We start from the raw sequence: 14331 nt of genomic DNA on the forward strand, positions 1-14331 counted from the left end.
CTGCTCGACACCAGCCCATGTGTACAGCGGCTGCTGGCGGGGGAATTGGGCAAGGGTCTTCGCATTTTTGAACCCTCCGCCTTTGTGCTGGAGCACCTGATACCTTATTTGGCCCTCACCCCGGTCGATGAACCGGTGATGCTCCACATCACCTGCAGCAGTCGCCGGATGGGACTAGATAACACCTTGCTGGCGGTGGCCCGCGCCTGTGCCCGCGAGGTGATTGTCCCTGAGCATATCCAGTGCTGCGGCTTTGCTGGCGACAAGGGGCTGATGACCCCTGAGCTAAACGCCGCCGCCTTGGCCAGCTTGCGCAGCCAAGTGCCCAGCGATTGCCGACAGGGTGTTAGCAACAGCCGCACCTGCGAAATGGGGCTGAGTAATCATGCTGGTATTCCCTATCACAGTATTTTGTATTTAGTGGATCGAGCAGCGAAATAAAGAAAAACCCCCGCCAGCATACATGTTGGCGGGGGTATTAATTGACTAAAGAAGGTTATCCTTTAATGTGACTACTATTATAACAGTGGCCATTGGTTAAATAGTTTATTAATTAATGTAAGGCTGAATGGTGAAATACGATAGAGTAAATAAATCCCAACAGATAATAACCTAACCCTATTGAATTTTTGTGAGAAAAAATTATGCCAAAGCTATAAGTATTTAAAGGTCTGATCCTCTTAAGGCAACATATACCGCAAGACAGAGTGTAGCTAAGCCATTGAAAAAGCCCGGACGCTGTCTTTCATGAAACATAATATGGGCACCATCTATATCATTTCTAGATGGTGAAATATCAGCAAGTGTCACAGAGCGGCCTAGATGTCGACGTAATGATGTAAAGTAGTCTGTATTATTACGGCCACTAATCATGATGGATGGCGGAGTAAATGATAGTGGGCAGTTGACTATTCTTCGGCCAACTCTTGTTGGGTGGTTAAAATTCTGTTCAATATCATCATCATGATGAAGTAAACCCAGTGCATGGCCTGTTTCATGAATAATCGTTAATCTCACCATCATCCTAGTAAAGTCAGAGATGTCGGTCTCTCTTGAAATATCACCAGCATTAATTGCCATGTGATATCTTCTAGGCATCTGTAGTTCAAATGTTCTCGGTTGAAGTACTACTCGTGTAATTGCATCATTATTACTTGGTGAGTTATAATTTGTATTTCCGTAAGAATCTGTTGTTGTACCTAAGCGATAGCCGATATAACGTGTGTCTGTAGGTCTCACCAGACTTCTCATAAAATTAATAGGTCGCCTTGATCCTTGTTGTTGCCTCTGCCACATAGATATTGCATACTCAATTTCTTGCTCTAGATTTATTGCAACAAATACTTGACTCGGTAGATTAATTACTAAATTTCGCATGTCACTGGGTATGTAATATCTAATAATATCGCCATATACATCTTGGCTATTTATTAGTAAATTAGTCTCTTCATTAAATACACCCACAACATTTTTAATTTTTCTATCCTCGTTATCTGCTTTTGATATAAATGTAACCATTATTAACGAAAGTAAAATTAGTAATTTATTTATTTTCATGAAAGTATACCATCGACTATCTTGGTTTATGAAACAACACTCTTAACATAATTAATTATAGATAAGTTGCCTCATGGAAAAATATAATGATGGTTTATAGTTAAACTATATCATGAGGCATTTTTAATTAATTTTGCAATTACGCTATCAAACTGGCTGAGGTAATGATGCCTGCTCTGATAGAATTTTATTGAGCGCTTATATTTCCATATTATATATTTAATTACAATTAAATTATGACGGTAATTGCTATAGAATTTATTATTAGCAATAAATAATTTTCTGTCATGTATTGATTGTAATTAATAGCTCATTCCTGATGAATATGGCATTATTAGTTCATCATCGCTATGAATTTTTTTGGGGTTTGGGATTTTTAATATATATTTCCTTAATCTCCCAATAGTAATAAGTATATCTATTTATTTCAATACAGACGTCAACACCAGTTACATAAGCAATGGTGACGACTTTCATTTGTCGTTCATTTTGTACCTGATATCCTAAAGAGGTACTACCGAGTTTTTCACCAGCGCTTGTAGAGAAACGAAAATCATCTTTATGTACACCTATTCCGGTCACCTTCATATTACATCCTTCACCAACACCAGCAATCGCACCAGAAGATACACAGAGCATACAAGCTAATAAAAAATGTTTACGCATACAATTCCTCTCTTGAGTTTTCTTAAAATGTGAAAAAATATAATTCAACAGATTGTGGTCAGTCTAGTTAAGGCAAAAACTCGATTTAAGATTTAAGATTATTTTAATGATTTTTTAATAAAAAAATAATAAAGCTCTGATTTAATGATAGGCTTCATAAGGAAACTATTAATCAATGATAGATTGATCTGGATTCAGATTATGTAGGATAAATCCTCTAATCTTGTAGGTTTTTTCCTGTGCCAGACTAGTGAGCCGTCTCAACGCATAAGCACAGCCTCCTAAATAACTGATCCTAATAGTGCTACATCTTGCCGGAAGCCTTGTGGCGTAAGGAATTTGTGCAATCTGACGGCAACGCCTGAAGTGACAAGGCTCAGCGACGATGTGTGCTCTATGTCACCTGTAGAAGCAGTACGAGTACAGTGATCTACTATTCGGAACAGCTATTTAGAGCATAAAGAGCATTGGACTGACATATTTTGCTTAAAAGACGGAAGAGAGAAGGCATTATATTGATTGGCCGAGTGCCACATTAATTTGCGATATGTACCTTCTAACCAATATAAATCGTTGCTGTATTCGGCGGGCTTTCTTGGGTGATGTTACCTAGCTGGATCGGCATGACGCACAATGGCGCCAGTGGAGGTGATAACTTGGTGAGACGGAAGTGCTTGCTTCTCTAGCCATTTATCTAGTGCTCCATTTATATGGTATTGCCATATCGATGTTGCTGCGTGATTTGTTATCGTTTGATCTTTCGCCGCACTCAACGCAAATATGAACGCAATATAAAAATGAGCTAGCGATTAGCTGGTTTAGCATTAAGCAGTACGAAGGAGGATAATGACGTTATTTTTCTAACGTATATATCATACCCCTATAATAAGAGCGGTAATTAAGACGGTCATGAAGTGGATAACATTACTTGATCATAATTATGATGGTTACGCAAAAAATTCATAAACGTCATTTAAGCTATCTTGGCTGACTTATCGTACAGCATATATCAATGATATGCGTTGGTATTATTATATAAAATCAATGGATTGAGGCGAACAGCTTTTATATTCATTAAACTTTAATGTAATGTACTTACAAGAGAAATACATAATGAAAATCAATGCTATCGCAATGGGTATCCTCCTCATAAGTAGCGCTTGCTATGCAAGCGAACAACCTATTTCTTTGTCACAACAAGACAGTTTTACTTATGAAAAGGTAGCCACCTTTAATGATCAGGGAAAAATAAAAACGGCTTGGCAACCACAAGTGCTTGATGGTTATGGAATATTAGGCCATGTTGTCACGAGCGGTACTGAAGTACCTAAGTTTGTTTCTGTTACAGTCAACTTGGATGAATTAAATAACAATATGACTGCCAATCCGGTTGATTTTAGATTAATCAAATCATTCAGTGGCAGTGATGGTGAGCCCGTTTCACTATGGCATGCAATATGTCCACAGAATTTTTTGAATAAAGGTTACCTGGTCACAACGGCTGCAATGCCGAATACCGATGATGTTTACTGTATCGCGGCAGATTTAATAACTGAGTCAGAAGGAAAATGGCTGAGTAGTCATGAAGTCGAACCTCGGCATCACAAGATAATCAGTAATGATGCTATTGAACCACGTTTATTTGGTCAAGATGAGCCTGTGCAATCGAAATTGAGATCACTGGCAACCGCTAGCATGATGTCTAGTTATACCAATTGGATGGGCCAGCTTAAAGATTCGACCTCTATTGGTAATATTACCATCCCTGGTACTCATGATTCTGGTGCATATCGAACCAGTGCATTATTTGAAACACAGACGTGGTCGCCGCAGCAGCAACTTAATAATGGTATTCGGTTCTTAGATATTCGGTTATCTGACAAAACGGGGTCCAGCTCAGATTTTGAATTACGCCATGGTGAAGGTAGATTAGGCAGTTTCAAGGATCTGGTTCTGGATAGGGTCAACACTTTCCTGTTAAAAAATCCATCCGAAGTCATCTTCATGTCGGTTAAGCATGAGCAAAGTAATATTATCAGTACCGGTAGCGAAACATTTGATAAAGCGCGTTTTTACCGAGACTATATATTACCTGCCGATAGTCGCTTCTATAAAAGTGTCGTCACGGGATCGACGACGCTGGGTAGTTTGCGTGGAAAAATTGTGTTACTAGATCGCTATGATGCCGTTGATGAAAGAAATCAAGCGATTAACATCGGTATTAAATATCCAAGGTCCTATTTTATTCAAGATGAGTATAATCTTGATTTTGAGTGTCAAGATGTAGGACCCTTTGGTGAACTATGTGGTCCACATGTTGGACTTGATTATCCGGGTAAATATAAGAAGGTGCTTAAACATCTGGATCGAGCTTGGGATAATTCAGGGTCTGCAAATATCTGGATAAACTTTACCAGTGCAACCTACAATACCGGCTATGAAATTGATAATGCGCGCCTGGTCAATGGTCGATTAAAAAACAAGCTCAATGCATTAGCACCAGGTGTATCGATTGGTACCATATTTCCAATGGATTACCCAGAAGAGACGCCGGGGATAATCGACAGCATGATCAATATGTCAATAAGCGCTCATGGTTTAGCTAGTAAACAGCCAGTCATGATCCCCAATCGCTCTTATGATTCAATTAGCAGTATTGATGGTTTTTGGGGGGAATGGGGAAATATCGCTAAATGTCCTGCTGAGCAATATGTCAAAGGGTATCGTCTGCGTAGTGAACCTAAACAAGGAGATGATGATGATACTGCACTGAATGATATTGAACTCTATTGTTCACCACTGAACAGCAGTGGTAATGCAAAAATATACAGTGCATTTGCCAGCTGGGGTACATACTCAGCGGATACATTCTGTAGCGGCAATAATAATCCGGTGATTGGTTTTGACATTAAAATTGAACCCAAACAGGGTGATGGTGATGATACCGCGGCAAATGATGTCGATTTGTATTGTAAGAGCGGGGTGTTATCTGCCAGCGTAAATACCAGTTGGGGAAATTGGTCCCCGGTTCAATATTGCCCTACTGGGAAAGCCGTGGTTGGTATTGTCACGCGCGTAGAGGGTAAACAAGGGTCAGAAGATGATACCGCATTAAATGGTGTTCGACTCATCTGCGAGAATTACTAACAGCAGATGATGGAGTGTCATGACTTATTGAAGTAGCGATAAGATAACGTGGCATGCTATGTATTATATAGCGCCACGTTACTCGCTATCCCGTATAGAGATATCATTATCTATGTGGTCACTCCAATTTGTACTATTTGGATATAAAATAGCCTCTAGCATCACCTAGAGGCTATACATAAAATATTAAATACGTTGCGCAATAAATTAGACTTTATCTAAATCTAATGCTTTGGTATCTGATCCGTAGTTACACATGCTGGTTGCGTTATCTGGAGCATAGTTTAGGATGAGAGCATGAGTGAGCAAAAACAATCCATGTTGGGTTGTTTTCAAACAACACTGACGTGTTTTGGGATACTTTTGATTCCTTTTCTGTCTATTTGTGTGTGCTTTTCGTGCAAGATAAGCTTAAAAAACATTCGTGATCTCGCCCTTGATCACAGCTTCCTCAGTTAGTTCCATTCACACAACATCGATTTGGGCAACAACGCCAGCAATGCCACTATGAGTTTTTCCTCGGGGGATTGTGATTTGATGACTGATGTGGAAAGCAATCCCTCTATATCGCTATTTACATTTCACGTAATGTAATGTGCCGCCGATGCCTTACATATCGGTTTTTTATTGCTATTTTTATGGACGTAGCTGATGAATAATTTATTTAAGGTTATCTATAATCGAACACTGGGCATTTTTCAGGTAGTGTCAGAACTAGCCAAAGCTAAAGGCAAAGTAAAATCGCAATCGAGCTCATTGGGGCAACGTAAAAATAATACATTAAGTACCAATAAAACCACTCAGGAAAATATCATAGCTAGTATGTTTGCGTGTATTTTTTTTGTGGGCGGTAATGTTCATGCTACGCAAATGACTTTACTGGATCCGCTGGTTAATGATAATCGATTTGGTGCTATTATTATTGAAAATAATCAAACTGATATATTGGATGGCCCACTGAGATTTAATAGTAGCTCAAACGGTGGTCGGCAAACTTTAAACTGGATTCAACTTCGCGACGGAAACTATTTGGTCGATCCAACAGGTGTTCGTGGCGATGAGCTTTATATCACTCAAGGAAATCAAAGCAAAACTGTGTCGGCATGGGATCCTATTACTAACAGTTTTATTGTGGCCAGAGTATATGATAATTCTCAGTTTAGTGTCTCAACGGTGACAAATTTTGGTGCCCCCTCTGTTTATACCGGTACGCAAGGTCGAATGTATATCGATACACAAGTCGCTCGCGTGGCGCCAACTGGAGGTAAACTGGCCGTTAACCTCGGTGATAATAATCCGGCTACTATTGATAATAACGCGGATAGCGTATCGTTAAGTGGCAAGCAACTGGCTTTGTTTGAAGCACAAGGCAGTGGTAATATTGCTGTCCCAAGTGTAATAGAATGGCAATCTCGTAATCGATTTGTGCTAGATAGCACACAAGAAAATGCGGGTGTTAATAATGGTACTATCCAAGATGATCTATTTGGTGGCACCTTCAATGTTACCACTAGGCAAGGTATCAGCAGTCATACCGTAACTAATCTTAGCGAATGGCAGACCTATAATGACTGGTTAATTGCTGAATTAAGTGCCGGCAACTTAACTCAAAGCCAATATAATGCCGAATATGCCAAAAGTTGGCGCACCGCCTCGCGAATACTGCAAGTCAACACTGTTCCGATAGATGAAACCGAGCTGCCTCTTATCCGTGGCAATAACTCGATTATTCATGCCACTGGCATTGGTGCGGTTGGCCGGATTTTACCGGGTGGTCAAGTTGATAGCATGGGCTTCTTTGCGGCACTACACGGTGAAAATGGCGCAGAAGTTGATAATCAAGGTATTATTTCTGGACATAACTTCGGGTCTGGCGGTCGGGGAGGGATGCAAGTTAATGGTGCCAATACCCGAGGTTTTAACTCAGGGGTAATCGGCGTCGGTTATCTTATCGGTGATAGCAATCAGTTGGGAAATAGCGGTGCAAATAGTGTAACGGGTGTCACTGTTGACGATCAGGCCAGCTTTATTAACCAAGCTAGTGGCATTATTAATGTGCGCCCCTCCTTTTCCAATCTTCATCGGGCTATCTCGCTTATGAATAAAGGTGTTGCCGAAAACTATGGCAATATCAATATCGGCATATACGATACGTTACAGTCATCTTCGGGCGTGTTCGGGGTAAGATTTGATAGTGAAGGTGAATTTATCGGTAAATCGGGTAGTCAAATTTACCTTAATCGCCAACCGCAGATGAAAATAGATGATCCTTCGGTGGATTTAGCCAGTTCACGACCAACGTATGGCATTTATAGCAGCCTCAATGTTTTAACAAAAATACGTTTGGAGGAAGGCAGTAATATCGCCATCGGAGATAAATCGCAAAATGGTTATGGCGTATTTTTAAGTGGCTCGCAAGTAACTGCAGACCTGGCTGGGACCATAGATGTTAATGGTGGGCGTGGCAATGCTGAGGTGGTAAATCCACTTGAAAATCGCGCTATTCATCTGCAAAACCGTACTAGTACGGGAGTTAATAAGGTTACCCATTCCGGCGTTATTAACCTAAATGGTGTTAATGGTCGAGGGATTTACTCTACAACCGGCGGACAAATTGTTAATAGTGGCACGATTAACGTCAACGGTGGCATTGGTCCGCTCTCTGGCACCCGTAATTTCGCAGTTTATGCCGAAGGCGTCAACGGCACTATATCAAGCACCGTCTTTCATAATGATGGCACTGTCAATCTTAATGGTAACGGCGCTATTGGTCTGCATGCCCGTGATGGCGGCAATATAACGGTTAGTGGCGGTGGCCTGCTGTTCAATGGTGAAAATCAATACGGCTTGTTCTCCTACGGCAAAAATGCCAATGGTACGGCGTCTAGCATCAATATCACTACAGCTCCCGCCAGCGGTCTACTCGCTGATAAGCAAGGCGCTATTTTGGCGCGAGTGGAAGATGGCGCTCAATTAACGGTCGCTACTGGTACCCAACTGATAGGCAGTGGTGAAAACAGTACGTTGATCCAGGCTACGGGAGTCGGCTCGGTCGCTAATTTGGTCGGTTTAACCATTGATGTGCGTGGTAAAAATGCCAAGGCTGTGCGCATTGAAGGGGGGGCCAGCGGTAATATCTCTGGCGCCACAACCCTTACCTTGGGCGATGGTGCCACCGCGGTGGTGATTGATAACCAAAAATATGATTTGAACGGTAATGCAACCGGCGGCACCCAAAATCAGTCGAATTTTACTAATACAGTCGATATCACTGAGTCGGCTGCCACCGATGTCACTGTGTTTCAAATCAAAAATGGCGCTCAGCTGATCAACTCCGGCAATATTACCCTCAACCACGGCACCGCTATTGATATTTCTGGTGAGGGATCGTCGCTAGTGGAAGGCGCGAGTGCTGGCATCATTTCAATTAATGATGGTGTAGCTGGAATTAGAGTCAGTGGTGGTGCCACGTTGAACACTAAAGATACTATCCAGGTTAATGGTAGTGCTGCTGGCGTATTGGTTGAAGATGATGCTGGTGTGGTAGTGATTGACCGCGCTGCCCACATTACCGGTTTAGGTAGTCAAAATGGTAATTTGGTGGTCTCTAAAACCAATGGCACCACCAAAATTGATGGTGCCACACTAGAGATGCAGGGCTCAGGTGCTGCGCTATTGGCCGCCAATAACCTCGATGCGAGCTCCCATGGCACCATCAAGGTGTCGAGCAATAATGGCGGCAAGGGTTTCGCGGTCATGAATCAAGATGGCAGCGAGACCCAAGGCGATATTAGCCTTAATGGCCTCTGGCAATTTGAGGTATCAGGTAATGGTAGTGGCGTCTATTTAAATACCAGCGGCAACTTTGCTATCGATAATGCGCAGATTAATCTCACCAATACCGCCGATGGCATCGGTATTTTTGCCAAGCAGGCCAATACCATCAATATTGGCAGTGCCGCTAGGCTCAACTCGCAACATGCCAATAGTGTCTTGATCCGAGGGGACGCTAATACCGTCAACGTAGCGGGCACGCTGATTGCTGCCAGCAGCACGGATAACGCCATCATGCTGGGCGAACATGCGAATAGCTTTAACAATTTAACCGGTGCAAACATCACCGGCTTGGTTGATTTGGGCGGTGGTGCTGATCATGCTCAGTTGCAAATAGGCTCGACTCTGACTCGGCTTAATATGGGGAGTGGGAACGATACCCTTCATATGCAAGCCAATAGTGGCGCATTTGAGCTGATTGATGGCGGAGATGATAACGATACCTTGCTGTTCTCGGCTGATCATTTCTCGCTAAATCATGCGCTGGCCAGCAAATTAGCTGGCTTTGACGTGGCTGATATTACTAATGGTGCCATTGTCACCCTGACTGGCAGTGATGCAATGACCCAAGATGTCGAGCGGGTGAATGTGCAAGATAGTGCCCGCTTAATGGTGACCGACCAAGCTGCGATGGTCGGCAAATCGGTATCGCTGGCCGAGGATGCGGTACTTGCTATTAGCCCAGCGCTGGCCAATAGCGGCGACTTTACCTTCAATAACACCTTGCTATCGGTAGTCAATGGCGCAGGCCGTATTGAAGTTGCCCTTAGCAATCGAGCAGATAAATTCCAATTTGGTGCTGACGTTGGTAGTGCTTTTAATGGGGTGCTCGATATTGTGCGCGGCACCTTTGATTTACAGGATCTTAATAGCAGCAGCCTTGTTGATGCACGATTACATGTCGGCTCAACCGACACAGCAAGCGGCCTAGTAAAAGTGGGCTCCCTGAGCTCGGCGACTCAATATATTGACCAATTAAGCTTTGGTGGCGGCACCCTGGAATTTAATGTCGACCTGCCCAATAGCAGCTCGCTGCAACCTTTGATTACTACCAACCAGCTCGACGCGTCGGGCCGAGGCCAGATTGCCATTAACAGTCCGGCCACCTTTGATATCACCGACGTGGCCGTGGATCCCCTACGTGGCTTAATGGAGCAAGATGATGCGAAAATTGGCGAGAAGTTGATCAGTGCCAATACAACCCTTGGCTCCGGCGGTGCGTTGACGTTGGTGGATCACGCTGGCAACGCTATTTCAGCTGAACAGCAGGTCAATATCGAACAAGCGGGCAATCTGGTGGCTATCGGCCGCTATGACTATGGCCTGAGTAGCAAGCGTAATGATGGTCTTTATGTCAATTACGGCTTGCAGCAGGTCGATATCCAAGCCAATCAAACCCTGCTCTTGGCCCCGAAAACGGGCGCCAGCGGGCTGGATGTTGATCTCGCGGCGCAAATAAGGGGCAGTGGCGATCTGCATATTGATGCTGGCAGCGGCCAGTTATTATCTCTCTCCAACAGCCTTAATGATTTCAGTGGCCAGACGAGGGTCGTGAGCGGCACCTTGGCCACGCTGGCTAATAATGTGTTTGCCGATAGCCGCGAGGTGATCTTGGAGGCGCAAACCCAACTGGATCTTAATGGCTTTGCCCAAGTTGCCACCAATTTACAAGGGAGCGGAAATGTGGCGCTGGGCTCGGGGGTATTAACGGTCAACAGCCGCGATCATAGTCAGTTTGATGGGGTGATGACGGGTAGCGGTCACCTCATTAAAACCGGCGCTGCCGCATTGACCCTGACCCAAGATCATCTGTTTAGCGGCTTAACCGAGGTGCAGACCGGCCAGCTTAATTTGGGCAATGGCGGCAACGGCGGCTTTATCCGCGGCGATCTGGCCATTGCGACTGGGGCGACGGTGAAGATTGACAGCCAACCGGATCGGGTATTTAGCGGGGTCATCAGCGGCACTGGAGTGCTTGAGAAAAATAACCTCAACCAGCTGACGCTGACGGGGGAAAATAGCTTTAGCGGTGTGATTAACCATCAGCTTGGCACTTTACAGGTTGGTGATGGCGCCAGCAGTGGCTCGGTGATGGCCAATATTGTCAACAGCAGCAAGCTGGTCTTTGATCGCAGCAACCAGAGCGACTATGTTGGCCAATTATCAGGCACGGGCCGCTTGATCAAACGAGGTGACGGCGAGTTACGCCTCATGGGCAGCCATTTGGCGCAGGGCTCGGTCACTATTGACCGCGGCGTATTAAATCTGGCACAGGCAGGTAATTTCACTACGCTGGGGGATTTCACCATTGGTAGCGACAGCGGCTTGCGAGTCAGCAATGGGGCGGCGACGCTCAATATTGGTGGCCTCTATCAACATGGCGACAACTCGGTACTTGATATTGTGCTGCTGGGGGCGCTCAACCAACAAGGGCCGGATATTATCGCTGAGCGGGCACAATTAGCCGGCACCCTCAGCTATAGCGGCTTTGCGGCGGCAGCGAATGTCACTGCCAGCCAGATTATGGACCCGACTAATCGCTATGAACTTCTTCGCACCACCAACGGGGTGAGCGGTACGTTCAGCGAACAGGATGGTATCGATTACCTTATCTCGGATGGTTTTATCTCAGCTGATGGTAACAGCTACCTATTAGGCTTTGGCTTGTCATGGCTGGCAGGGGGAAGTATTGATGGTACGGGTAGCTTCACGTTGCAAGGGGGCAGCGCCTTTACCGTTGACGTGGCGCTGGCGGATCAGCAGGGCTCATTTGCCAGCAGCTGGGATGGTCAATCATTGACCAAGAATGGCGCGGGGGATTTAATGCTGTCGGCGCAAAACAGCTACTCTGGCAGCACCGAGATTAACGGTGGTGCCTTGTACTTAACGGGTGCGGGAGATATTTCCAGTTCTAGGCAGGTCAATTTAACCGCCAATACTGCGGTGTTAGACATTTCAAAAATCAGTGCTGATACGGCAAGCGTTCAGCAGTTAACCGGCGTGGCGGGCAGCCAACTTAAGCTGGCGGGCAAGTCGCTGACGGTCAATAACCGTGACAACAGTACCTTTGCCGGAGACTTTGATGCCAATGCGGGCCAGTTGATTAAAATCGGCAGTGGTGCCTTGACCCTGTCAGGTAACACGGCCTACACGGGTAATACCCTAATCAATAGCGGCACGCTTATCCTTGACGGGAGTAAGGGTGGCGGCCAGCTGGTTAGCAATGTGATTGGTCAATCGGGAACAACCTTGGTACTTAACAATGGCGCCAGTTTAACGGGCTGGATTGACCCGCTGGATGTCACCATTGATCGGCCCAGTGTCTGGAATATGACCGGTAATTCGGTGATTGATAGCCTCACGCTCAGCGGTCGGGTCAATAGCGAACATCGGGATAGCTCCTTTAATACCTTGGTCGTGAATGGCAATTGGCAGGGCAATGAGGGCACGCTGACCATCAATAGTGAGCTCGGAGGTGATAATGCCAACACTGACCTTATCAAAATTGCTGGTAATACCAGCGGAACCAGCTGGGTGAACGTCAATAATATCGGCGGTGCTGGGGCTCAGACGGTCAATGGTATTAAAGTCATTGAGGTGGCCGGTAAGTCGGCTGGGCAGTTCTATCAGGCCAGTCGGATCCGCGTTGGCGCCTATGATTACTTCCTTGGCCGTGGCAAGAGTGACAGTAATAACTGGTATCTGAGCAGTAAGCTGGAAAACGACGAGATGATCTCACCTGAAGTAGGGGGGTATACCGCCAATCTAGCTAGTGCCAACGAGTTGTTTATTACCCAGCTGCACGACCGCTTGGGCGAGACCCACTATATTGACCCGTTAAGTGGCGAGCAGAAAGTCACCAGCATGTGGCTGCGCAGCATGGTGGGTGATAATCGCGCCCGTGGGGGGGATAACGCCTTAAAAAGCCGCAGCAGCCGCCAGTTGGTGCAATTGGGGGGGGATCTTGCCCAGTGGTCAACCGATGATCTCTCCCGTGGTCATCTTGGCGTGATGGCCGGTTATGGTCAGGTGCAAAGCGATGCGTATGCCGTAGGCAGTGGCTTTAAGGCACAGGGTAGTGTTGAGGGCTACAGCGTGGGGATATATGGCAATTGGTTTGCCGACACCCAGCAAAACCTTGGCCTTTATACCGACAGCTGGCTGCAATATAGCTGGTTTGATAACAGCGTCAAAGGGGATGGGCTTGCCACCCAAACCTATCAATCGAAAGGGATGAGTGCCTCGCTAGAGAGCGGCTACACCTTCCTTCTCGGTCATGATGAAGCCAACAACGACCGCTATTTTATTCAGCCGAAAGGGCAGGTTATTTGGCAAGGCGTCAAGGCTGACGAGTTCACCGAGCGTAGTGGCACTCGGGTCGCGGGCAGTGGCGAGAATAATATTCAAACTCGGCTCGGGTTACGGCTATTTGCCCATATCGGCAACCACGATAGTGCCAGTGCCCCCCAAACCAGCGCCAGCAAACCAGACAAGGTGTTTCAGACATTTATTGAAACCAACTGGATTTACAACACCCAACAGATGGGTACTCAGCTTGATAATGTCACGGTGAATCGTGATGGCAGCGGCAATATTGCTGAGTTAAAAATGGGGGTTGAAGGAGAACTTAGTCAAGGTCTGCAACTATCGGGCAACGTCGCTCAGCAGGTGGGCGGCCACCATTACCGCGATAGCGTTGTGACACTTGGGGTGAGATACAGTTTCTGAGCGAACAACGAGCCCCCCTCTAAGCAGATCATCAGGTCATTCCTGATGTAACGAATGCTGACGTTAATCAAGGATGATATGGGGCAGGAAGCGGGAGCTGTCTTTGGTGATGAGGGTGGCATCCTCGCGGATGCCGATACCCGCCGCCGCATCACCAACTACCCAGCTGCCGATCAGGGTGTAACTTCCGGCATAGCAGGGCAGGGGGTGAAAGGCCTGCCGCACATAGCCTGAGTCATGGTAGGGGCCGTAACAGTTCACCGAGAGTGGCTTGACAGGAAAAAAGAGACGATCGTCTCTTGATCCTCCTTTGCCTCTTGCATGATCCCGCTCGTGTTGCATCATCACGGGCATGACCAAAAAGCACCCGACACCGGCCGTTAATTCACTCACCCTCGA

At 45.7% G+C, this 14331-nt stretch carries 5 protein-coding genes and 2 pseudogenes; 4 read left to right on the plus strand and 3 right to left on the minus strand.

The window, feature by feature from the left end:
* Positions 1 to 441, plus strand: a pseudogene (locus tag CUC53_RS09900) (4Fe-4S ferredoxin); the annotation flags it as partial.
* Positions 442 to 663: 222 nt separating this feature from the next.
* Here CUC53_RS09900 and CUC53_RS18870 read toward each other — a convergent pair.
* A complete protein-coding gene (locus CUC53_RS18870; RefSeq protein ID WP_157798242.1) occupies positions 664 to 1557 on the minus strand; it encodes a zinc metalloprotease in 894 nt (297 codons plus the stop codon).
* Between the two features lie 348 nt (positions 1558 to 1905).
* The gene (locus CUC53_RS09905) at positions 1906 to 2223 is read right to left on the minus strand and encodes a hypothetical protein (protein WP_157798243.1); all 318 of its coding nucleotides are present in this window, start codon (positions 2221 to 2223) and stop codon (positions 1906 to 1908) included.
* 1113 nt (positions 2224 to 3336) lie between these two features.
* Between CUC53_RS09905 and CUC53_RS09910 the strand changes: the two genes are divergently transcribed.
* From CUC53_RS09910 to CUC53_RS09915, 3 genes and pseudogenes are all read left to right on the plus strand, one after another.
* Positions 3337 to 5370, plus strand: coding sequence for a phosphatidylinositol-specific phospholipase C domain-containing protein (locus CUC53_RS09910; RefSeq protein WP_157798244.1), 2034 nt, complete (start codon positions 3337 to 3339; stop codon positions 5368 to 5370).
* Positions 5371 to 6021: 651 nt separating this feature from the next.
* A pseudogene (locus CUC53_RS19580) lies at positions 6022 to 6129 on the plus strand (ESPR domain-containing protein); the annotation flags it as partial.
* Positions 6130 to 6591: 462 nt separating this feature from the next.
* Entirely contained in the window at positions 6592 to 13932 is a 7341-nt protein-coding gene (locus CUC53_RS09915) for an autotransporter outer membrane beta-barrel domain-containing protein (protein WP_236757901.1), read from the plus strand.
* Between the two features lie 63 nt (positions 13933 to 13995).
* Here the strand turns inward: CUC53_RS09915 and CUC53_RS19240 are convergent.
* On the minus strand, positions 13996 to 14331 hold a 336-nt coding region (locus CUC53_RS19240), incomplete at its 5' end, for a glutathionylspermidine synthase family protein (protein WP_236757902.1).

It is taken from the genome of Aeromonas cavernicola (assembly GCF_002795305.1).
In the GTDB taxonomy this organism is placed as follows: Bacteria; Pseudomonadota; Gammaproteobacteria; order Enterobacterales; family Aeromonadaceae; genus Aeromonas; species Aeromonas cavernicola.